This window comes from Nocardia thraciensis, assembly GCF_054782435.1.
Map to the genome: position 1 here is coordinate 185437 of NZ_BAAGSM010000050.1, position 21218 is coordinate 206654.

General features: G+C 70.2%; 18 protein-coding genes and 1 pseudogene. 14 read left to right on the forward strand and 5 right to left on the reverse strand.

Annotated elements, in window-relative coordinates; genetic code table 11:
• Positions 1-157 precede the first annotated feature (157 nt).
• The 3 genes and pseudogenes from ACYVLQ_RS30525 to ACYVLQ_RS30535 all read left to right on the forward strand — a co-directional run bounded on the left by ACYVLQ_RS30525 (position 158) and on the right by ACYVLQ_RS30535 (position 5611).
• Positions 158-653: pseudogene (locus ACYVLQ_RS30525) on the forward strand (pyridoxamine 5'-phosphate oxidase family protein).
• Positions 654-772: 119 nt separating this feature from the next.
• Positions 773-1192: a response regulator gene (locus ACYVLQ_RS30530; protein WP_460700989.1), complete on the forward strand. Its 420-nt coding sequence runs from the start codon at positions 773-775 to the stop codon at positions 1190-1192.
• A gap of 45 nt (positions 1193-1237) precedes the next feature.
• Positions 1238-5611: a HAMP domain-containing protein gene (locus tag ACYVLQ_RS30535; RefSeq protein ID WP_460700990.1), complete on the forward strand. Its 4374-nt coding sequence runs from the start codon at positions 1238-1240 to the stop codon at positions 5609-5611.
• A gap of 9 nt (positions 5612-5620) precedes the next feature.
• On the opposite strand, the gene ACYVLQ_RS30540 is transcribed toward ACYVLQ_RS30535, so the two are convergent.
• Positions 5621-6433: a hypothetical protein gene (locus ACYVLQ_RS30540; protein ID WP_460700991.1), complete on the reverse strand. Its 813-nt coding sequence runs from the start codon at positions 6431-6433 to the stop codon at positions 5621-5623.
• Positions 6434-6518: 85 nt separating this feature from the next.
• On the opposite strand from ACYVLQ_RS30540, the gene ACYVLQ_RS30545 reads away from it, so the two are divergent.
• A complete protein-coding gene (locus ACYVLQ_RS30545) occupies positions 6519-7244 on the forward strand; it encodes a helix-turn-helix transcriptional regulator (protein ID WP_460700992.1) in 726 nt (241 codons plus the stop codon).
• 74 nt (positions 7245-7318) lie between these two features.
• Positions 7319-7681 (forward strand): VOC family protein, encoded by a 363-nt coding sequence (locus tag ACYVLQ_RS30550; RefSeq protein ID WP_460700993.1) that lies wholly within the window; start codon positions 7319-7321, stop codon positions 7679-7681.
• A 9-nt stretch (positions 7682-7690) separates the two neighbouring features.
• On the opposite strand, the gene ACYVLQ_RS30555 is transcribed toward ACYVLQ_RS30550, so the two are convergent.
• The gene (locus ACYVLQ_RS30555; RefSeq protein WP_460700994.1) at positions 7691-8518 is read right to left on the reverse strand and encodes a DUF3097 domain-containing protein; all 828 of its coding nucleotides are present in this window, start codon (positions 8516-8518) and stop codon (positions 7691-7693) included.
• A gap of 234 nt (positions 8519-8752) precedes the next feature.
• Here ACYVLQ_RS30555 and ACYVLQ_RS30560 point away from each other — a divergent pair, with 234 nt between their 5' ends.
• The 7 genes from ACYVLQ_RS30560 to crcB (ACYVLQ_RS30590) all read left to right on the forward strand — a co-directional run bounded on the left by ACYVLQ_RS30560 (position 8753) and on the right by crcB (ACYVLQ_RS30590) (position 16865).
• Positions 8753-9184 carry an NfeD family protein gene (locus ACYVLQ_RS30560; RefSeq protein WP_460700995.1) on the forward strand — a complete coding sequence of 144 codons (432 nt, stop codon included), beginning with the start codon at positions 8753-8755 and terminating at the stop codon, positions 9182-9184.
• A complete protein-coding gene (locus tag ACYVLQ_RS30565; RefSeq protein ID WP_460700996.1) occupies positions 9184-10437 on the forward strand; it encodes an SPFH domain-containing protein in 1254 nt (417 codons plus the stop codon). The genes ACYVLQ_RS30560 and ACYVLQ_RS30565 overlap by 1 nt, the downstream gene beginning before the upstream one ends.
• 96 nt (positions 10438-10533) lie before the next feature.
• Positions 10534-11886, forward strand: coding sequence for an ABC transporter substrate-binding protein (locus ACYVLQ_RS30570; RefSeq protein WP_460700997.1), 1353 nt, complete (start codon positions 10534-10536; stop codon positions 11884-11886).
• Entirely contained in the window at positions 11883-14042 is a 2160-nt protein-coding gene (locus ACYVLQ_RS30575) for an ABC transporter permease family protein (RefSeq protein WP_460700998.1), read from the forward strand. Before ACYVLQ_RS30570 ends, ACYVLQ_RS30575 begins: the two co-directional genes overlap by 4 nt.
• Positions 14039-15817, forward strand: a complete 1779-nt coding sequence (locus ACYVLQ_RS30580; RefSeq protein WP_460700999.1) for a tetratricopeptide repeat protein — start codon at positions 14039-14041, stop codon at positions 15815-15817. The genes ACYVLQ_RS30575 and ACYVLQ_RS30580 overlap by 4 nt, the downstream gene beginning before the upstream one ends.
• 188 nt (positions 15818-16005) lie before the next feature.
• Positions 16006-16506, forward strand: coding sequence for a fluoride efflux transporter CrcB (gene crcB / locus ACYVLQ_RS30585; RefSeq protein WP_460701000.1), 501 nt, complete (start codon positions 16006-16008; stop codon positions 16504-16506).
• On the forward strand, positions 16503-16865 hold the full coding sequence (gene crcB / locus ACYVLQ_RS30590) for a fluoride efflux transporter CrcB (protein ID WP_460701001.1): 363 nt from the start codon (positions 16503-16505) through the stop codon (positions 16863-16865). The genes crcB (ACYVLQ_RS30585) and crcB (ACYVLQ_RS30590) overlap by 4 nt, the downstream gene beginning before the upstream one ends.
• On the opposite strand, the gene ACYVLQ_RS30595 is transcribed toward crcB (ACYVLQ_RS30590), so the two are convergent.
• Positions 16847-17149, reverse strand: coding sequence for a hypothetical protein (locus tag ACYVLQ_RS30595; protein WP_460701002.1), 303 nt, complete (start codon positions 17147-17149; stop codon positions 16847-16849). The two genes, crcB (ACYVLQ_RS30590) and ACYVLQ_RS30595, sit on opposite strands and share 19 nt — an antisense overlap.
• A gap of 1236 nt (positions 17150-18385) precedes the next feature.
• Here ACYVLQ_RS30595 and ACYVLQ_RS30600 point away from each other — a divergent pair.
• Complete coding sequence (locus ACYVLQ_RS30600) at positions 18386-18721, forward strand: transglycosylase family protein (protein ID WP_460701003.1); 336 nt, start codon at positions 18386-18388, stop codon at positions 18719-18721.
• A gap of 152 nt (positions 18722-18873) precedes the next feature.
• Here ACYVLQ_RS30600 and ACYVLQ_RS30605 read toward each other — a convergent pair whose 3' ends face one another.
• Positions 18874-19602, reverse strand: a complete 729-nt coding sequence (locus ACYVLQ_RS30605) for an SDR family NAD(P)-dependent oxidoreductase (protein ID WP_460701004.1) — start codon at positions 19600-19602, stop codon at positions 18874-18876.
• 76 nt (positions 19603-19678) lie between these two features.
• On the opposite strand from ACYVLQ_RS30605, the gene ACYVLQ_RS30610 reads away from it, so the two are divergent.
• Positions 19679-20221: a MarR family winged helix-turn-helix transcriptional regulator gene (locus tag ACYVLQ_RS30610; protein WP_460701005.1), complete on the forward strand. Its 543-nt coding sequence runs from the start codon at positions 19679-19681 to the stop codon at positions 20219-20221.
• A 112-nt stretch (positions 20222-20333) separates the two neighbouring features.
• On the opposite strand, the gene ACYVLQ_RS30615 is transcribed toward ACYVLQ_RS30610, so the two are convergent.
• Positions 20334-21185 carry an SDR family oxidoreductase gene (locus ACYVLQ_RS30615; protein ID WP_460701006.1) on the reverse strand — a complete coding sequence of 284 codons (852 nt, stop codon included), beginning with the start codon at positions 21183-21185 and terminating at the stop codon, positions 20334-20336.
• Positions 21186-21218 lie beyond the last annotated feature (33 nt).

The following is a 21218-nucleotide window of genomic DNA, read 5'->3' on the forward strand; positions in this document are numbered from 1 at the left end:
TTTGTCCGATTCACCGTCGACCGGGGGATCGCCGGGCGGAGATCCGATGGCGGTGGGCGAACGCTGACCCGGGGGTTGGGCATACCGTCGGCAACCCGAATGTCGCGAGCGGTGTGATCGGGCCCGGATTGTCGGTGCGGCGGCCTACCGTGAGGAGATGACCAGCTGGGACGAGTTCACCAACGCGGGCGCCGCGGATCGCCTCGATCTTCGCGCGCCGCCACGCGGCGACCGGGAACCTGTGCATGCTGGCCACCACCCGCTCGGACGGATATCCCCGGATCAGCCCGATGGAGCCGCGGATGTTCGAGGGCGAGCTGCTGGTGGTGGGCATGCCGGAAACGACGAAATTCAAGGACCTGCACCGGGATCCGCGCTTCTGCCTGCACACGGCGACGGTCGACACGCACGTCGGCGACGGAGACGCGAAACTGTTCGGCGTCGTGCGCAACCTGCAGGACGAGGCGTTGCACCAGCGCTTCGCCGAGGCGCTGTTCGAGGACATCGGGTTCGATCTGCGCGGCCGCAAGTTCGATCCGTTCTACGTCGCGGATATCACCGGCGCCTCGGCGGTCGAGATCGGCGACGGCTGCATGGAGGTCGTGATCTGGAAGGCGGGCGACAGCGAGCGGATCGTGGAGAAACGCCCGTAGGCGTACTGGACGGTCCGACCCGTCCGGGGTGGGGGAAGAAACCGTCCGGTGGGCAGGTGACCTGGGACTTCTTCGTCAAACGCCGGGGCAACCGCCCGGCACCGCCTTAGACTTCGTGCATGCCATCCGATATGGGGGACGGGGCGCTGCGGCTGCTGGTGGCCGAAGACCACCCGATGGTGGCCGTGGCATTGGACTCCGCGTTCGAACTCGTCGACGATATCGAGATCGTCGAGCGGACCGGATCGGTCGCGGACACGATCACCGCGGCGCAACGCACCCGCCCGCACGTGATCCTGCTGGACCGCCGGCTACGGGATGGAGATGGCATCGAGGCCATCGCGCGGCTGCGCGAGGTGGCCCCGGACGTCCGGGTGCTGGTGTTCACCGGATACGCGGACCGGTCCATGCTGGAGCGCGTGATCGCGGCGGGCGGCGCCGGGCTGATGCTCAAGACGGGGCTGTTCGAGGACCTGCTGGCCGTCATCCGCCGGGTCGCCGCGGGTCACGACTGCTTCGATGTCGATCTCAGGCAGTGATCGGCAGCTGATGAACGACGAACTCCGGGTGAAGGCAGGCCGACCATGGTCCAGGACACCGCCGAACGGGTGAGCGGCAACGACGAACGCCTGCAACCGTTGCTGAACGGGCTCAAGGCGGTGCGCGACGGCGACTTCCGCCATTCGCTGCCGCAGGTGGGCGATCCGGTGCTGGACGAGATAGCGATCGTGTTCAACGGCATGATCGATCAGCTGGCGCTGTTCACCACCGAGGTCACCCGGGTGGCGCGCGAGGTGGGCACCGACGGCAAGCTCGGCGGCCAGGCCTCGGTGCCGGGCCTGTCGGGCACCTGGAAGGACCTCACCGACTCGGTGAACGCCATGGCCGACAATCTCACCGCCCAGGTGCGCGATATCGCGGGGGTCGCCACGGCGGTGGCGCAGGGCGATCTGTCGCAGCAGATCACGGTGGACGTGAAGGGTGAGCTGCTGGAGCTGAAGAACACCATCAACACGATGGTGGACCAGCTGTCGGCCTTCGCCGACGAGGTGACCCGCGTCGCGCGCGAGGTGGGCAGCGAGGGGCGGCTGGGCGGCCAGGCGCGGGTGCCGGGCGTCTCGGGCACCTGGCGTGACCTCACCGAATCGGTGAACATCATGGCCGGGAATCTCACCGCGCAGGTGCGCTCCATCGCCGAGGTGACCACCGCGGTCGCCAAAGGCGATCTGTCGCAGAAGATCACGGTCGACGCGCGCGGTGAGATCCTGGAGCTGAAGAACACCATCAACACGATGGTGGACCAGCTGTCGGCCTTCGCCGACGAGGTGACCCGGGTGGCCCGGGAGGTCGGCACCGACGGGCGGCTGGGCGGCCAGGCCCAGGTGCTCGGCGCCTCCGGCACCTGGAAGGGCCTGACCGAATCGGTGAACTTCATGGCGGCGAATCTGACCGATCAGGTCCGTTCCATCGCGCAGGTCGCCACGGCGGTGGCGAAAGGCGATCTGTCGCAGAAGATCACGGTCGACGCGCGCGGTGAGATCCTGGAGTTGAAGAACACCATCAACACGATGGTGGATCAGCTGTCGTCGTTCGCCGACGAGGTGACCCGGGTGGCCCGGGAGGTCGGCACCGACGGGCGGCTGGGCGGCCAGGCCGATGTGCAGGGGGTGTCGGGGACGTGGAAGGGCCTGACCGAGTCGGTGAACGTGATGGCGGCGAATCTGACCGATCAGGTCCGTTCCATCGCGGAGGTGACCACCGCGGTGGCGAAAGGCGATCTGTCGCAGAAGATCCGGGTGGACGCGCGCGGTGAGATTCTGGAGCTGAAGGAGACCATCAACACGATGGTCGACACGCTCTCGTCGTTCGCCGACGAGGTCACCCGGGTGGCGCGCGAGGTCGGCACCAAGGGGCGGCTGGGCGGGCAGGCCGATGTGAAGGGCGTGTCGGGAACGTGGAAGGGCCTGACCGAGTCGGTGAACGTGATGGCCGACAACCTCACCGATCAGGTCCGGTCGATCGCGCAGGTCGCCACGGCGGTGGCGAAAGGCGATCTGTCGCAGAAGATCACGGTCGAGGCCAAGGGCGAGGTGGCCGCGCTCGCGCAGACCATCAACACCATGGTCGACACCCTGTCGGCCTTCGCCGACGAGGTCACCCGGGTGGCGCGCGAGGTCGGCACCGAGGGCAGGCTCGGCGGCCAGGCCCGGGTGCCGAACGTCGCGGGCACCTGGAAGAGCCTGACCGACAACGTGAACTCGATGGCGGGCAACCTGACCGGCCAGGTGCGCTCCATCGCCCAGGTCACCACCGCGGTGGCGCGGGGCGATCTGTCGCAGAAGATCGACGTCGACGCCCGCGGCGAGATCCTGGAGCTCAAGACCACCATCAACACGATGGTCGACACCCTCTCGTCGTTCGCGGCGGAGGTCACCCGCGTGGCGCGCGAGGTGGGCAAGGAGGGCCAGCTGGGCGGGCAGGCCGAGGTGGAGGGCGTCTCGGGCACCTGGAAGCGGTTGACCGAGAACGTCAACGAGCTGGCGGGCAACCTGACCCGGCAGGTCCGCGCCATCGCCGAGGTCACCAGCGCCGTCGCCACCGGCGACCTCACCCGCTCGATCGCGGTCGAGGCGAACGGCGAGGTGGCGGAGTTGAAGAACAACATCAACGCCATGGTGCGCTCGCTGCGCGAGACCACCCGCACCAACGAGGAACAGGCGTGGCTCAACACCAACCTGGCCCGGATCTCCGGGCGGCTGCAGGGCCACCGGGATCTCAACGCCGTCGCGCAGCTGATCATGGACCAGGTCACCCCGCTGGTCGGCGCGCAGTACGGCGCGTTCTTCTTCATGGACAGCGGCGAGCGGGGGCGGCTGCGGCTGATCGCCGGATACGGGCGCAACGAGGACGGGACCGAATTCGAGCTCGGGCAGTCGCTGGTGGGTCAGGTGGCGCGGACCAAGCAGGCGATCGTGGTCGAGCAGACCCCGCTGGACTACGTGCGGGTGTCCTCCGGACTCGGCTCGGCGGCCGCGACCAGCCTGATCGTGCTGCCCATCGTCTTCGAGGACCAGGTGCTCGGCGTGATCGAGCTGGCCTCCTTCGGCCGGTTCACCGCCGTGCAGCGCGACTTCCTGGAACAGCTGATGGAGAGCATCGGCGTCAACGTCAACACGATCATGGCCAACGCCCGCACCGACGCGCTGCTGGATGAGTCGCAGCGGCTCGCCGGGCAACTGCAGCAGTCCAATGCCGCGCTCGAGGAGAAGGCCGAACTGCTGGTCCGGCAGAACCGCGATATCGAGATGAAGAATTTCGAGATCGAGCAGGCGCGCCAGGAGATCGAGGAACGCGCCCAACAGCTGGCGCTGGCCTCGAAGTACAAGTCGGAATTCCTCGCCAATATGTCGCACGAGCTGCGCACGCCGCTGACCAGCCTGCTCATGTTGGCCGGTGTGCTCGAGCAGAACGCCTCCCGGAACCTGACCGAGAAACAGGTGGAGTTCGCGCGGGTGATCCAGTCCGCGGGCAAGGACCTGCAGCAGCTGATCGACGACATCCTGGACCTGTCCAAGGTCGAGGCCGGAAAGATGGACATCCGCACCGAACCGGTCCCGATGCGGCAGCTGCTGGGATATGTGCAGACCACGTTCCGGCCACTGACCAACCAGAAGGGCCTGGCCTTCGATATCGACGTCGCCCCCGGCGTGCCGACCCACGTCACCACCGACGAGCAGCGGCTGCGCCAGGTGCTGCGCAATCTGCTGTCGAACGCGGTGAAGTTCACCGAGCGGGGGCAGGTCCGGCTCAGCGTGACGCACGAGGACGGCCAGGTGGCATTCTCGGTGGCGGACACGGGAATCGGGATCGCCGAGCAGAACCTGGAGACCATCTTCGGCGCGTTCCAGCAGGCCGACGGCACCACCAGCCGCCGCTACGGCGGCACCGGGCTGGGCCTGTCCATCAGCCGCCAGGTGGCCAACCTGCTGGGCGGCGAGATCCGCGCCGAGAGCCGCCTCGGCCAGGGCAGCACCTTCACGCTGTACCTGCCGGTCCGGCCGCATCCGGAGACCCCGGAGCCGCGGGCGCGGGTCCGGTCGACGGCGCGGTCGGTGCTGGTGGTGGAGGCTCAGGACGAGCGTCCCCTGACCGGGCTGGTATCCACGGTGGTCGCCGAACTCGCCGAGACGACGGGGCCGATCCACATCGAATCCGTCGGAACTCCCGACGAGGCGCTCGAGGTGCTGGCCTGCGGCGCGTATTCATGCGTGCTGATGGACGCCAGCCGACTGGGGGTGTTCACGCCGGAGTTCCTGGGCGGGGTGCGGGCCGGTGCGGAGCCGGAAAGGGTTGCGCTGCTGGCGCATCCGGTGCGCGCGCTGAATCCGGACCAGCGCCGGGTGACCGAGGCGACCGCGCGCAATCACGGCGTCGAGCTGCTGGCCGAGCCCGAGGAGTTCCAGGAACGGTTCCTGCTGCTGCTCACCCAGTCGCACCGCACCGGGACGAGCGCGCCCGCGCGGCGCACCGGCTATCCCCGGCTGCGGGGGCGGCGGGTGCTCCTCGTCGACGACGACGCGCGCAATGTCCTGGCCATCGCCGAGATCCTCGAGCTGAACGGCATGTCGGTGGTGCATGTGCCGAACGGGCGCAAAGGAATCGAGGAGTTGCGTGACCGCCCGGACGTGGACGTGATCCTGATGGATGTGATGATGCCGGAGATGGACGGCTACACCACGACCGCGAAGATCCGCACGATGGCGCATTTCGACCGGCTGCCGATCATCATGGTCACCGCCAAGGCGATGTCCGGCGACCGCGAGAAGAGCCTGGCCTCCGGCGCCAGCGACTACATCACCAAGCCCGTGGACCCGGGGGAGCTGCTCGACTGCATCGACCGCTGGCTGCGCAACGAGAATTCGGCCCCGGGCGCGGGAGCCGCCCCGCGGACGACGTGATCCGGCCGCTCAGCGCGCCCCGGCGGCGGCGTGCACGGCGGTGAGCCGGGCGGCGCGAATGACGTCCCACAGCGGCCGCAGCAGCTTCTCCTGCGCGTGCATCGCGCTGGCCGAGGCGGGGGAGGAGGCCGGGGCCTGCTGGGCCACGGCGAGGATCGCGGCCACGTGGTCGGCGGTGTCGAGGATGCGCCGGGCGCGCAGCGGGGCCGAATCCGGGTAGATGTGGCGCGAGTAGTCGGCCAGCTCGGCCTCGACCATTTCCCGCGGATCCATATCCTCGGCGCCGATACCGGTGGTCTGCAGCTGCATCAGCGCGTCGGCGGCGTCGCGGACCGCTTGGCGCATCGCGTATTCCGCCTCGCCGAGCGCCATATCCGGCACCGGATGCGGGACCGGCGCGTGGTAGACGGTCCACTGCAGGGTGTCGTCGTCGGTCCACCGCGGCACCAGTCCGACGCCCTCGTCGCCGGGTACGCCGACGAGGATGCCCTCTTCCGCTTCCATTGCGGCCGTGCCGAATTCGGTACCCGGCGGGAGACCGCGCGCATCTCCGGCGACGGGCAGCAGCAGCCGCAGGTGCGCGCGCGGATCGTCGAGAGCCTCGCGGATCACCTTGAGCAGCATCATGATTCCCGTGCCGTGGGCGAGCGGCTCGGCGCTCGGCCACGGCAGGCCGGTGCGGCCTCCGGTGACCGGATCGCCCGCCGCGACACCGTGCTGCGGCGCCCAGGCGCGCAGTGCGTCCAGAACGTCATCGGGCGCGCTGTGCCCGGCGAGCCAGGAACCGGCCCACACCGTCAGCGTCGCACTGGGAGAACACATGTTTCGAGCATAACTGGGTAATTGCCTGCCCACCGTGTCGGTGGTGGCCGATATCCTGCTCGCATCCGAGGCACAGGGAGCACAGGTGAATCGCACCGATCGGCTGTACGCACTGGTGGAGGACCTGCGCGCGGTGGCGCCGCGGCGGCGCACGGCGCGGGAGCTGGCCGCGCGCCACGAGGTCAGCGTGCGCACCATCGAACGCGATATCGCCGCGCTGCAGCAATCCGGGGTGCCGATCCACGCCGATGTCGGACGGTCCGGCGGCTACGCCATCGATAAGCGAATGTCGTTGCCGCCGTTGAACTTCTCACCCGCCGAGGTGGTCGCCATCGGGGTGGCGCTGCAGCGGATGCGCGGCACGCCGTTCGATGCCGCCGGCGCCGGCGCCCTGGCGAAGATCCTGGCCGCCCTGCCCGCCGAGTCGGCGGGGGCGGCGCGGGCGCTGGCGGACCGGGTGCGGCTGCTGGAGCGGGACGAGGAGCCGGTGGTCGCCCCGTTCGCGGGGGTGGTCCGGCAGGCGGTGCAGCGCGGGCGCGCGATCGTCATGAGCTACGTGGACCGGTCCGGCGTCGTGACGGCCCGGGTCGTCGAGCCGGACCGGCTGGTCTGCGGCATCGAGGGCTGGTACCTGGCCGGCTGGTGCCGCCTGCGTGAGGAGACCCGGGTGTTCCGGCTGGATCGGATCATGTCGGCGGAGACCGCCGACTTCGTCACCGCGGTCCGACCGCGGCGAGAACTCGACGATCTGCCCCGTGGGTGCGTCGCGCGCGCACTGCGGCTGGAGGAGATCGAGAAAACACCGACATAGGGCTGTCGCGTGGGGCCTCGAAGCTGGAGGTGCGCGGCGATCCGGCCGCGCAGGAGGCAGAGGAGAGAGATCGAATGGCATCCGAATTCGACCGCGTGGCGTGGTTCCAGGTCGGTAGTTCCGATCCCGGTGCGGCCCAGCGCTTCTACGGCGAGCTGTTCGGCTGGACATTCCGCACCGACCCGGGCAGCGGCGACCGGTACCACCTGGCCAGTTATGCGGGCGAGCAGGTCCCCAGCGGCGGCATCGCGCAGACCGACGACGGACACGCCGTCTTCGGCGTCGTGGTCCGCGATGTCGCGGCGACCTGCGACCGCGCCGTGGCGCTGGGCGGCAAGGTGCTGGTCCCGGCGGTCCGCACCCCCGACGGCCTGGTCTTCGCGCACGTCCTCGACGCCGACGGCAACCGCTTCATGGTCTACACACCGCCGTCCTGATCGCCGGGGTCAGTCCTGCCCCGGCTCGGTGACGAAATCGATCAGGCGCTCGACGGCGCCGATCAGCGGGGCCTCGAGGTCGCGGAAGGAGTCGACGGCGTTGTACACCCGGCGCCATCCCTCCTTCGGCGTGCCCCAGCCGAGTCGGCGGCAGACGCCGGTCTTCCAGTCCTCCCCGCGCGGGACCTGTGGCCAGGCCCGGATGCCGACCGCATCCGGGCGCACCGCCTGCCAGACGTCGACATAGGGGTGGCCGGTCACCAGCACGTGCGCGCCGAGGCCGGTGGTCAGGCCCGACTCCTTGGAACCGGTGACCAGGTGATCGACCAGCACGCCGACGCGCCGTCCCGGCCCCGGTTCGAACTCGGTGAGCCGCTCGGCGAGATTGTCCAGGCCCTCCAGATGTTCGACGACCACACCCTCCACCCTCAGATCGTGCCCCCACACCCGCTCGACCAGCGCCGCGTCGTGCACGCCCTCGACCCAGATCCGGCTGGTGCGCGCCACCCGCGCCCGCAACCCCGCCACCCGCGTGGACCCGGACGCGGAGCGAGTCGGCTGCTTCGGCGCGGCGACCGCGGGGCGGACGAGGGTGACCGGCTGCCCGTCGATGAGGAACGCCGCCTCCCGCATCGCGAACAGCCGCACCTTGCCGTGGCGGTCCTCCAGCTTCACGAACTCGCCGTCGTAGCTGCGATCGAAACCGACCACGGCGCCGCAGAATCCGGTCGCGGCATCCTCGACGACGAGTTCCGGCTCGGCGGGTACCCGTGGCACCGGCCGCTTCCGGGCGCGGTCGTGTCCGGCGAAGATATCCCCATAGTTCTGCGCACTCACCCGCTCGAAAATACTGGGTGGGTTCCGGCGCCGCCTCCGGTGTTCCGGCCGTCGCCCTCGCGCTCGCCGGTCGAGGGGCGATAACGGTTGAACGCCAAGCGAGTTGGTCACCGGTCCTGGTTCAGTACCCGCTCGCGTGGCGGAGGTGCTCATCGGGTTGCCCAGGGACTCGCGGGGATCACATGTTGCGTGTGTATCCCTTCATCGCACGGCGGTGACCATTAGAGTGAAGGCGTGGCCGCAATAGTGTGGCTGGTCGCGGGGATCCTGCTCGCGGCCGCCGAGATGCTGACCGGTGATTTCACGCTGCTCATGTTGGGTACGGCCGCGCTCGCGACGGCCGGTGTGTCGGGGCTGGCGGGCACGTCCGTGCTGGTCGACGCGATCGTCTTCGGCGTCAGCTCGCTCGTGCTGATGCTCGTGGTGCGGCCGGTGCTGTTGCGGCGCTTCGGAACTCCGCCGCCCACGCCGACGAACGCCGACGCCCTGCCGGGCAAATCCGCGCACGTGCTCGAGCGGGTGAACGAGCACACCGGGCGGGTCAAGATCGGCGGCGAGGTGTGGAGCGCGCGCCCGCTCAATGCCGGTGAAGAGTATGCCGAGGGTGAGACCGTCCAAGTGATGAAGATCGACGGTGCGCACGCCGTCGTGTGGAAGGGACCGTAATGGCCGTACTGATCGTCGCCGCCGTCCTCGTCTTGTTGGTCGTGGTGGTGGTGTTCAAATCGATCGCGCTGGTGCCGCAGGCCGAGGCCGCGGTCATCGAGCGCCTGGGCCGGTACTCGCGTACCGTGTCCGGCCAGCTGACGTTCCTGGTGCCCTTCGCCGATCGCATCCGGGCGAAGGTGGACCTGCGCGAACGGGTGGTGTCGTTCCCGCCGCAGCCGGTGATCACCCAGGACAACCTGACCGTGCAGATCGACTCGGTGGTGTACTTCCAGGTCACCAGCCCGCAGGCCGCGGTGTACGAGATCAGCAACTACATCGCCGCGGTGGAGCAGCTGACCATCACCACGCTGCGCAACGTGGTCGGCGGCATGACCCTGGAGGACACCCTGACCTCCCGCGACCAGATCAACTCGCAGTTGCGCGGCGTCCTCGACGAGGCGACCGGCCGCTGGGGCCTGCGGGTGGCGCGCGTGGAGCTGAAGGCCATCGATCCGCCTCCGTCGATTCAGGAGTCGATGGAGAAGCAGATGAAGGCCGACCGCGAGAAGCGGGCGATGATCCTGACCGCGGAAGGTAACCGGGAGGCCCAGATCAAGTCCGCCGAGGGCGCCAAGCAGGCGCAGATTCTCGCGGCGGAGGGCTCCAAGCAGTCGGCGATCCTCGGCGCCGAGGGCGATCGGCAGAGCCGCATCCTGCGCGCCCAGGGTGAGCGCGCCGGCGCCTACCTGCAGGCACAGGGTCAGGCCAAGGCGATCGAAAAGGTCTTCGCCGCAATCAAGTCCGGCAAGCCGACGCCGGAACTGCTTGCGTACCAGTACATGCAGACGCTGCCGCTGGTGGCCAAGGGCGACGCCAACAAGGTGTGGATGGTGCCGAGCGATTTCGGCAAGGCGCTCGAGGGCTTCGCGCGCAATTTCGGCACCCAGGGCGAGGACGGCATCTTCCGCTACGAGCCGACCCCCGACGGGGAGGCCGGGCCGCGCCCGGAGGACGACTCCGAAGATGTGGCCGACTGGTTCGACATGAAGACCGACCCGGCGGCCGAGCGGGCGGTGCGCGCGGCGGAGGCCGCGGCGGCAACCCCGGTGGAATCTCCTGTGCCGCCGGTTCCTTCGCGTAACCTGCCGCCGCAGGGCTCGGGCGGTCGGCCCCCGTTCCCGCCCGTCCAGCCGGAGGCGTCCCAGCCCTATCAGCCCGGAACCGGCGAGCACCGGCCGTGGCAGCCGCCGGAGTTCCCGCAGGGGCGGTAACGCCGACGCGGTCGAGACGATGTTCCGGGTGACCGGTCCGTAGGGGCCGGTCTAGGGGTTCACACACCGACTGCACCGACGCGGTTTCGGGGGACGATGGCGACGCGACGAGCGGTACTGCGGGCGGGGGCACTCGCTCCTTTGCTGGCGGCCTGCGCGCCGGGAGTGTTTCGCGACCGGCCCGACGTGGTGCGGATCGCGGTGCCGTGGAGCGGAACCGAGCTGGCCGCGTTCCGGGCGGTGCTGGAGGGGATCCGCGAGCCGAGGCCGAACGTTTCGGCATACCCCTACCGGGTCGATGTCGTCCCGCTCGGCGATGATGTCGACACCGCGCTCCATGCGGGCGGACGCGACGCCCCGGACGTCGTGATGCTCCCGGAGGCCGGGCAGGTGCGCGAACTCGCCGGTACCCGGCTGCGGGCGGTCGGTCAATCGCTGTGGCTGACACCGGACGGGAAGCCACGCTATCGCCCGCAATGGTGGGATTTGCTGCGGTACCGGATTCCCGGCACCGACGCCACCGGCCAGTACGGGGTCCCGTTCAAAGCCTCGAACAAATCGCTGGTCTGGTACGACCGGGATGCGTTCGGGGCCAACGACTCCCCGCGCACCTGGATGCTGTCGGACTGGCCGGATCGGATCGGCTCGTTCGCGCGCGGCGAGCGTCGGCTGTTCGCACTCGGCGCCGCCGACGGGTGGGTGCTCACCGACATGTTCGCGAACGTGCTGCGCACCATGGCGCCCCTGGACTACGAGGATCTGGTGAAACCACCGGTCGCCACGGGTCCGACGCCTACGAGGGAGTGGGACAGGCCGGGCGTGCGCGCGACCTTCGGCATGCTCGGGCTGGTGTGGGGCCACCCGGACGCGTTCGCGGGCCGGGTGGCGGAGACGCTGCGGCGGCAGTTCGCGGATTCGGTGCGCGACGTGTTCCTGCACCGGCGTGCCGCGATGGTGGTCGCTCCGGACTTCGCCGAACCCGTTGTGCGGCACAGTCTTCGCCGCACCGGCCGGTCGGACGCCTGCGTCGGGGTGATGGGCTTCCCGGCGTTCGGCCGCGAGTATCCGGCGCCACGGATCGGCGGCGGGGATGTCATGGTGGTCACCACGAACGCCAAGGCGCGCGCCGAGGACCTGGTCGCCGCCCTGGCCGCGCCGAGTGCGCCGCTGCCGTGGATCACCCGATACGGCGGATTCGTGGCACCGACCGGGGAGACCGAGGCCCCGGCCTCATACGCGGGGATCTTCGAAGACGTTGCCGGGCAGATGAACACATGGGACGTCTTCGGATTCGCGGACTGGCTGGGCCCGCTCGGACGTCGCAACGGCCTCTGGCGGGTCCTGACGAACTTCCTGGTAGACGTGGGATATCGCGCACCGGGGCGGATCGAGGAGGCGACCCGGACGGCGCTCGCGGGCCTGAGCGCCTTCGAGCGGAGCCTGCGATGACCGGGCCGAAAGGCGGTGCGCCGCAACCCGAGACGGCGATATACACGATCCGGGCGCACGGGCTGGAATTGGAACTGGCCACCCGCCGGATGGCGGGACCCGTCATCGGCGGCCGGAATCTGAGCGGCCTGACGGCGGCCGCGGTCCAGCTGCCCGCGCTGGCGTTGCTGGCGACGATGCTGGTGGCCCCGGCCGTGGCCACCGTCGTGCTGGCGTGCGGCAGCGAGAGCGGTCGCGTGGTCGCGGCGTGGTGCGCGGAGTTCCTGGTGGCGGGGTTGCTGCTCGCCCGGATCCGGCGGGCGCGGCCGCGCCCGATCGAGGGGGCGGGGCGCGCATCGCGAGAACCGGCCGGGCCCAGCGTCATCGGCGACGAGGCCGTCGCGTCGGGGTCGCCGCGAGGTCGGCGCGGAGAACTCTCCCTGTGGATCGTCGCGATGGCCGCACCGAGCGCGACGATCGGTGTGCTCGATCCGCGCCACGACGGGTTCGCGCTGTACAGTGCGCTGTTCGCGGCCGCCGCACTGGCGTTCGTGTGGTTCCCGGGCCGCGACCGGCGGACGCGATGGCCCGGGCCGGTGGTGATTCCGGTAGCGGGGATCGTGGCCGCGGTCGTGGCCCTGGCGGACGCGCTCGGCGCGGACGGCGCCCGCGCGTACGCGTGGACGCTGGGCTGGGTGGTGGTCGCCGCGGGGATACTGGTCGTCGCACTCGGGTTCGCGTGGGCGTGGCGCCGGACATGGTGGCCGTGGTGGCCGCTGATCGTGCCGTTCGCGGTGTCGGCGTTCGTGGCCGGGCTGGCGTTTCGGCTGGCCTCCGAGCCGCTGGTGAACTCGACGGAAAGCGTTGTGCTGCAGCAGGTCCTGTACTTCCTGATGCTGGTCGTCACGTTCGTCTGGTCGTGGTTCGGCGCGGTGTTCGTGCTGTTGCGCACCGCCGCCGACGCCGTGGAGACCGATCCGGTCCGGCGGGGCTTCCTCGGCGAGCCTCCGGCATGGCGACCGCCGCGGGTGGACTGGCGCGGCTGGGGGCGGTGGGTGAAACGCCTGGCACACCTGGTGAATCCGGTGCTGCTGATCCTCGGTCTGGTGATGGCGGTGGCCGCGGCCCGGGTGTTCGATGTCGTGCTCGTCGCCGTTCCGGCGTCACAGCAGTACGCCCTGGACAGCTCCACCGTGTACTGGTGGCGCCTCACCGTCGACGATCCGACGAATCGCGCTGCCGCGGCGGCCTATTCGCTGCCGCTGGCGGTGGTCGTGGGATTGGGGGCATGGGTCCTGCAGGCCGGGGTGCGCAGACATCGGACCCGCTGGGCGGTTCCGGCGGCGCGCGCGGTGCCCGTGCGCCTGCCGTTGCTCCCGGCGCGGGGCCGCCCCGGCCCGCGGATGCTGTGGCTGTTCACCCGGGTCGGGCTGGTGTCGCTGCTGATGCTGTCGCCGGTGATGGTCCTGATCGTCGCGAGTTGGACCGGAATGGACGGACCGGCGTTCACCGGCCCCCGCGCGGTGTGGCACGACGGCGAGTTGTGGCGCGCACTGTGGACGACCGCCACCGTGACGATCGTGGCGACACTGCTGACCGTGACCGCCGCGCTGCCACCGGCCTTCTATGCGGCATCGTTGCCGCCGAAGGAGCCGAGATCGCGTGTCGCAGTGGCGATTCTGGTGGTACTGGCGGCGTTGCCCGCGCAGGTCTACGCCGGGCCGATCCGGGCGTTCATCGAGGACAACAGCCTGGCCGGAACCTCGATGCCGCTGATCTTGGCGCATGCCTCCATCGGTCTGCCGATCGCGATCCTGATCCTGCGCGGAGCGCTGCTGGCGCCGGAGGACAGCCCCATCGCCGATGCGCGGCGCGGGCTGGTGCCGATGCCGTTCGCGGCCCGCCGCGCGCTCACGACCGCGGGCCCCGCCGTGGGCGCGGTCGGGGTGCTGGAGATGGTACAGATCTGGAACGACTTCTTCATCGGGCAGCTCGTCGGCGGCGCGGGCGCGAGCCCGTGGTCGCTGCTGCTGTGGAGCGAGGCGCGGCAATTCCATGAGAGCGTGGCGCATTTGGCGGCCGGGGCCCTGCTGGCCGCGCTGCCGCCGGTCGTGCTCGTCCTGCTCACCTGGCGCCGCTTGCTGGTGCCCGGCCTGACCGGGGGAGTGCTGCGATGACGACCTTCTCGGGACCGGACGGCGCCGCGGATCGGCGCGCGGGCGCCGAGTCGTCGCTGGACGTGATCGCGAAATCGTCCGCGTGGCAGGGATTTCTGGGCGGCGCCTCGGTGATCGCCACGTCCATTCTGCTGGAGGTGCTGAGCAAGCTGCTGGAGAGCTGGGTGGATGAGAGCCGGATGCTGGCCTCGGTGTCGTCGTGGCTGAGCCGGGTGGCGGCACTGATCGTCGCGCTGGCCGTGGGATATCTGGCGTGGCGCTGGCTGGCGGAGAAACGCAGGCGCTGGCGCGTGGACCGGGAGATCCAGCTCACGGCCGACCTCGTGCCCCCGGGGCCGGATGTCGCGCCGGGACGTTCCGAGCCCGTCGATTCGCCGCACGAGGTCCGTCTGGGCCCGGTGGATGCCGTGGTGTGGGCGGTGCTGCGGCAGCTGCCCTTCGACGAGTACGAGGCGGCGGCGCTCTACGAGATGGTGTCGGCCATGGTGACGGTGGCGGTGCGGCTCCCGATGCGGGTGCAGCCCGACGGCAGCTCCGCACAGGGCGTCCTCGAGCAGTTGACGGCGGCGGGCGTGCTGCGCCGGGCCGAACGGGACCGGGTCGTGGTGCTGCGCGATCCGCCGCCCGAGGCGCCGGACGCGGATCTCGTCGAGGGGAACGAATGGCGGGCCGCGGTGCCCGCGCTCGTCCGCCACCATGCCGATCGCGCCCGCCGGTGGGCCGTCGCACTCGACAGCGTCCGGCTCGGCGGGGGCGCGCGCCGCTGGTTCGAACAGGAAGAGCACCAACTGCGCGGGGTGCTGTCGGGGTGCCGGGCGCTGGCGGCCGGGGGTTCGCTACCAGGCGGGATACCCGAGCTGGTCGAGATCGCCGACGCCCTGGACGTGTGGTACGCCCGCAACGGGTGGAGTGCGGCGAGAAACGGTGTGGCCGAGGACATCGCGACGATCATCGAGTCCTCGCGGTCGGCCCGGTCCGGCGAATTCGCGGTCGAACACGAACTCGCCGAGATCCGCGCCGCACGGCACGATTCCGGTCCGTCGGTGACCCGGCTGCACCGGTATCACGCCGGACTTTCGGCGCGCCGCGCCCAGCGCGACGCGCTGCGGGCACTGGGGTGGGCGCTGGCCGACAGCCGTCGGCGACCGGGCGGGCCGTCGGCGGAGCCGGACCGCGACCGGTTCGCGGGCGCGGAGAAGCTGCTGGAACGCGCGTGGAAGCTGTTGCCGCGCAAAGATGTCGCCGGAGAGGTGGGCATCCTGATCGATCTGTCGGTGGTGCATCTGCATCAGGGCCGGGTCGACGTGGCGCGAAACCGGCTGGCGGTCGCCGAATCTCTCGCGCGCGACGGCCGTGACCCCGCGGGTTTGGCGCAGGTGCACGAGACGCTGGGGGTGCTGTGGTGGATCCGGGGCGAGCCGCGCCGGGCGCTGCGGTACTGGCAGCGGGCCCTGACCCGGTACCGGGAACTCGATCACGCCCTCGGGATCGCGCGGTGCCTGCAGCATCTGGGGTCGGCGATGCGCATCGCCCCGGAATACGGCGGCCTGCTGCTGCGCGGTGAACCGAACCGCCGGACCGTATGGTGCGAGGCCTCGGGCTGGCTCGCCGAATCCGAGGCGATGCGACCGGAGCCGGAGCGTGCCGAGGCCGACCGGCCCGCCCCGCCGCCACCGGCGCGCGCGGAGCTCGAGAAGATCCGCGCGCGACTGGGCGATACCGGAGCGCGGCGGGGGATACGGCGTTGGCCGGAGACCGGAGCCGACGACGGGTAGCGCCCGGACGCGTCGTCGACGCGGCCCGATCCCTGGCGCGCGATAGCGGCACGGGCGTCTGGTTAACTGGACTGCGGATGCGGCGGTGGGGCTCGCCGCTCCGGCCCGGTCCGGAACAACCGCGGCGTATCCGCCGCCGACAGTCCCTACCGATGTGAACCCGTGGGTCGTTTCGTGTAGGAGCAGCTGTGACCGGTAGAAAAACCGACCGTCCGGATCTCTCGGTGGTGCTGGTCATCGCCCTCGGCGGTGGTCTCGGCGCACTGGCGCGGTACGGCCTGGCGCAGTGGTGGCCGACGCATCCGGGCGAGTATCCGTGGGCCACGTTCGTCACCAATGTCACCGGCTGCTTCCTGATCGGCGTGCTGATGGTGGCCGTCGCGGAGATCTGGCCCGCGCACCCGCTGGTCCGGCCGTTCCTGGGCGTGGGCATTCTCGGCGGGTTCACCACCTTCTCCACGTACGCCAACGAGATTCGGGAGCTGCTGCGGCCCGGCGACCTGTTGGTCGCATCCGGGTATCTCGCGGGGACGCTGGTCGGCGCCCTGCTGGCTACCGCCGTGGCGATGCGCCTCACCCGCGCCTGCTACGTGGGCCTGCGGCGCGGGAGTCGCAGTGCGTCGCACCGGAGCCGGGCTGCCGACATAGGCTCGGTCGAGGGTCACGCCGGATCCGGGAGGCCGATGTGACGCCGCTGCTCGTCTTCGCCGGTGCGATGGTCGGCGCACCCTTGCGCTACCTCGTCGACCGCGCCGTGCAGCGACGCCACGACGGCGTCTTCCCCTGGGGCACCTTCCTGGTCAACGTCACCGGCTGCCTGATTCTCGGCGGCCTCACCGGTGCGGCGGTGTCGACGCCGGTTCTCGCCCTGCTGGGCACCGGGTTCTGCGGCGCGCTCACCACTTACAGCACCGTCAGCTACGAGACCGTCCGGCTCGCCGAGGAGCGCAGCTACCTCTACGCGGTGCTGAACATCGTTGTGAGCGTCCTCGCGGGACTGGGCGCGGCAGTGACGGGGTACGGCATCCTTCATTCGTGGGCGTCGTAGATCGCCTGCGCGAGTTCGGACTTCACGGCCTGGAATTCCGGCGTCGCGATCACCGTAAGGTCCCGGATGCCGTCGCCGTCCCCGGGCAGCTCGATACGGCGATCGACGATGACGCGGCCGGGGCGCGCGCTCATCACCAGCACCCGCGTCGACAGGAAGACCGCCTCCTCCACCGAATGCGTCACGAACACAATGGTCTTGCCCTCCCGGTGCCACAGCCGCAGCAGTTCGACCTGCAGCCGCTCCCGGGTGAGTTGGTCCAGCGCGCCGAACGGTTCGTCCATCAGGCGAAGCCGACCGCGACCCGGATACCCGAGAGGACTTCCGGCAGCGTGGCGGGCAGCAGTTCAGGTACGGCTCCACCACGGCCGCGAGGATTTTCGACGTGCCGAGCGCGAATCCCAGCACGGGACCCAGGAGCACGGCGCCGCCCGCCCCGGCGGCGATGCGCTGCAGGCTGGCGACCAGGTGCTCCCACAGGAAGTAGTTCTGCTCGCCGCGCACCTCGCGCGGTACCCCCGGCGCGATCTGGTGCCAGCTGTCGGCCCGCGCGAACGCGTCCCAGACCGCGCCGGGACTCGGCAGGAACCGCGGATCGATCAGCTCGGCGGCCGCGACGAGCCACCACAGCGCGACGAACGCGGCGAGCGAAAGTGCGCGTACCGCAACGCGTGTGACGCGCGGGCTCGGCCGTCGGCCGCGCGTGACCGGCGAAGCAGCCTGTGGCGCTGGGGAATCGGGCGGACCACCCGATTCGGGCGCGGGCGGACGCGCCGGGCCGCCCGGACGCGGCTCGACGGCCGTCGGTGGTCGGGGCACGCGATTCACCTTCCTGCTGAACTGATCTCGGCCGATCGGTGATTCCGGGAATCATGGCCACGACCGTCCGGCTCGATCCTGTCGCGCCTCGGGCTCGCCGCCCAGCGTCACAATCATCGTGATCGGAATGGGACAACTCCTCGGGCCATTCCGTGCCGCAATGAATTTCGCGGCACCGCGCGGCGCGGAATGTAATCGCGCGCGGCGCGGTCGACCGAAATGGCAGTCGACTACTTGGACGCCACTGCATCGACCATGAAACGAGAGCACGGATCAAGACGCCCAGGTTGTCCAGTTCGTAACCAAGATCGAATATCACGCCCGATCAATACCCCTGTTAGGGACGTTGCGCGATGCCGGACGGTAGCCCTAAACGTGACCTGGATCACAATATCGTAGTGATCTCGATCACATAACGATAGGATAACTACGCGTATGTAATACGTGTTGCGACTTTTTCAGCTGCGTAAACGCCGAGTTCCTCACGTGGTGGTCGAGACTATTTGGTTGTTACCGCAACGTGATCTATCGAGATTTGTTCGTTACCGTCGTCGGCGGCCCGGTAGTCCGGGCTGAAACTCGAATCGCCGAACACCGGCAACCCTGTCCCGCGGTTCGAGTTCGACCCCGACGTTCACTGGGGACAGGGACCCGGTTCGCTACATCGACCGGGCCGGCTGGGCGCAGGCAGGAATTACTACATGTCTCGGAACCGTAAGTTCAGTACCCGCGCCTTCGGTCTCGCCGGCGTCGCCGCCGCGCTCGTCGCCGTGCCGTTCGGCCTGTCCGCCACCGCCTCCGCGGACAGCGGCCACAACTGGGACGCCGTCGCCGAGTGCGAGGCCAGCGGCAACTGGGGCGCCAACACCGGCAACGGCTTCTACGGCGGCCTGCAGTTCACCCAGAGCACCTGGAACGCCTACGGCGGCGAGGGCAACGCGGCGAACGCCAGCCGCGAGGAGCAGATCGCGGTCGCGGAGAACGTGCTCGCCGGTCAGGGCCCGGGTGCGTGGCCCACCTGCGGCGCCTACCTGTAAGGCTTCGCGGGTAGTCCAGACTTCGACGGCCCCGCCGCCCCGGGCATCGGGTGGCGGGGCCGTTTCGCGGGCAGCGGCCGCAGGGCCGTCGAGGATCGCCTGTAGCCGAGTGCGCAGTTCGGCGGCGGTCATGCGCCGGTGCGGCATGTGGATCAGCGGCTGGTGCGCTCGCCGCCGTTGACCGCGAGCACCTGTCCCGTGATCTGACGGGCGGCGGGGGAGGCGAGGAATCGCACGGTCGCGGCGATGTCGTCGGGCGATCCGGCCCGGCCGGTGAACGTGGCGTCGATCAGGGCGGTGCGGCGCTCATCGGTGAGCTTGTCCCGGAAGAACTCGGTGTCGGCGATGTATCCGGGGGAGACCACATTGGCGGTCAGGCCCAGCGGCCCGACCGTCCGGGCGAGATCGACGTTCCAGGAGGCGACGGCGGCCTTCGCCGCGCCGTAGGAACCGGAACCCTTGTCGGCCGCGATCGAGCCGATCGTGATGATCGATCCGCCCCGCCGCATGGCGTCCAGGCAGGCGACGGTCGGCAGCACCGCCGACATCAGGTTCGCGTCGAGGTTCGCCCGCCAGCCGTCGGCCACCGACCGCAGCGAGTCGGGGGCGTCGCGGTCGAAGTCGGTCTGGCCGCCCGCGTTGTTGATCAGGACGTCGACGGGTCCGATCGCGGCGGCGAACGCCTCGACCTGCTCCGGATCCGTGGCATCGAAGCAGGCGCCGCGTACGGTGTCGCCGATTTCGGCCGCGGCGTCATCGAGGACCTGCTGGCGTCGGCCCGTGATCACCACCGTGTCGCCGTCCTGGGTGAAGGCCCGCGCGATCGCCTTGCCGATGCCGGTTCCGCCGCCGGTCACCACTACGGTTCTGCCCACGTTCATTACCTCCGTCGTACTTGCGGTACTTTGTATAGGTCTAAACGTAGCAGATGTTTAGACCTAAACAAGGAGCTGCGGTGTGGATCTCGACGTGAACGATCCGGTCGATGCGATCGCCCTGGCGTGGGCGCGCGAACGTCCGGGCACGGAGGTGGAATCCATCGGCATCGTGACGCGCATCTGGCATGCGGCCAAGCTGCTGGGCGAGGAGCGTCGTCGCACGCTGGCGCGGGCCGGGGCCGACGCCGCGACCCTCGATCTGCTGTCGGTGCTGCGCCGCAGCGGCCCGCCGTATCGGCTGACGACGCGGGAGCTGGCGGAGGCGACCCTGCTGACCGCGGGCGCGATCTCACAGCGGGTGAACCGCGCGGCGCGTGACGGGCTGGTCACCCGGGCCACCCGCGGCGACGGTTCCCGGCGGGTCGATGTCGAATTGACCCCCGCGGGACACGAACTCGTCGAACAGTTGGTGGACGGCGTGCTGGGCCGCGAGGCGGAACTGGTGTCCCGCCTCGACGCGCGGCAGCAGCGCGAACTCACCGAGTTGCTCCGGGCGCTCCTGGCGGGCCTGCACGCCGAACTCGGCGAACAACGCCCGACCCAGGTCGGCGGGCCGGACTGATACCGCGCCTACAACCTGCAGGCCGAGCTGGACGAACTCGGCATCCCCGCCAACCTACGATCGAGCCCAACGGCACCCGTTCGTGGGTTGCCGGGAGGACGAACCGACCGCGTCAGCCCAGGCCCTCCGGGGGCCAGCGGCGGAACCCGCCCTCGGAGTCGATCACGTTGCCGGTGATCCACTCGGCCTCGTCGGTCGCCAGCCAGGCGATGAGGCGGGCCGGATCGTCGGGCATGCCCCATCGCCCCGCCGGGAACAGGGACGCGACGTACTCGTAGTCGGTGCCGGTCATGTAGTCGGTGTCGACCGGGCCGGGATTGACGGTGTTCACCGTGATCCGGCGGTCCGCCAAAGTCGTTGCGAGAGTGCGGGTTATCGACGCGAGCGCGCCCTTCTGCAACGCGTACGCGAACTCGCCCGGCATGCCGTCGGCGATGTCCTGCCCGGAGGTCATCATGACGACCCGGCCACCCGGCGCGACCGCCCGCGTCCTGGCGAACGCCTGGATCAGCAGAACCGTCGAGCGCGTATCGATGGCCCAGTGCGCGTCGAGCATGTCGGCGTCGATGGTGTCGAGGGCGCCGTCTCCGCCGCTGAGCGCGTGATTGGCGACGAGAATGTCGATGTCGCCCAATGCCTCTGCCGCCTCGGTCAGCAGCCGGGCGGGAGCCCGCGGGTCGGACAGGTCGCCGGGGCCGTGCGCGACACGCGCGTTCGGATCGGTCAGCGCCGCACGGACTCCCGCCGCGACCTCCTCGGGACGGTCGGCGCCCCAGGGCTGTTCCGCATCGTGGGGAACGTGGTGATGCAGGTAGATACTCGCACCGTAGGCGGCCAGCCGTCGCGCCACCGCATATCCGATACCACCGCGCCTGCTGGCGCCGGTGACCAGTGCGGTGCGCCCGCGCAGCGGCAGCGGATCGCGGCGAAGTTCCTCGAGGGTGGGGTCGGGATGTAGGGGCATGACCGGCATGGTGTCATCGCCCTCGCCGCGCAG

Excerpts from the sequence above, each read along its gene's own strand:
- ACYVLQ_RS30530 (WP_460700989.1), top strand. The coding sequence starts at position 773 with ATGCCATCCGATATGGGGGACGGGGCGCTGCGGCTGCTGGTGGCCGAA.
- ACYVLQ_RS30535 (WP_460700990.1), top strand. The coding sequence starts at position 1,238 with ATGGTCCAGGACACCGCCGAACGGGTGAGCGGCAACGACGAACGCCTG.
- ACYVLQ_RS30540 (WP_460700991.1), bottom strand. The coding sequence starts at position 6,433 with ATGTGTTCTCCCAGTGCGACGCTGACGGTGTGGGCCGGTTCCTGGCTC.
- ACYVLQ_RS30550 (WP_460700993.1), top strand. The coding sequence starts at position 7,319 with ATGGCATCCGAATTCGACCGCGTGGCGTGGTTCCAGGTCGGTAGTTCC.
- ACYVLQ_RS30565 (WP_460700996.1), top strand. The coding sequence starts at position 9,184 with ATGGCCGTACTGATCGTCGCCGCCGTCCTCGTCTTGTTGGTCGTGGTG.
- ACYVLQ_RS30570 (WP_460700997.1), top strand. The coding sequence starts at position 10,534 with ATGGCGACGCGACGAGCGGTACTGCGGGCGGGGGCACTCGCTCCTTTG.
- ACYVLQ_RS30575 (WP_460700998.1), top strand. The coding sequence starts at position 11,883 with ATGACCGGGCCGAAAGGCGGTGCGCCGCAACCCGAGACGGCGATATAC.
- ACYVLQ_RS30580 (WP_460700999.1), top strand. The coding sequence starts at position 14,039 with ATGACGACCTTCTCGGGACCGGACGGCGCCGCGGATCGGCGCGCGGGC.
- ACYVLQ_RS30595 (WP_460701002.1), bottom strand. The coding sequence starts at position 17,149 with ATGGACGAACCGTTCGGCGCGCTGGACCAACTCACCCGGGAGCGGCTG.
- ACYVLQ_RS30600 (WP_460701003.1), top strand. The coding sequence starts at position 18,386 with ATGTCTCGGAACCGTAAGTTCAGTACCCGCGCCTTCGGTCTCGCCGGC.
- ACYVLQ_RS30605 (WP_460701004.1), bottom strand. The coding sequence starts at position 19,602 with ATGAACGTGGGCAGAACCGTAGTGGTGACCGGCGGCGGAACCGGCATC.
- ACYVLQ_RS30615 (WP_460701006.1), bottom strand. The coding sequence starts at position 21,185 with ATGCCCCTACATCCCGACCCCACCCTCGAGGAACTTCGCCGCGATCCG.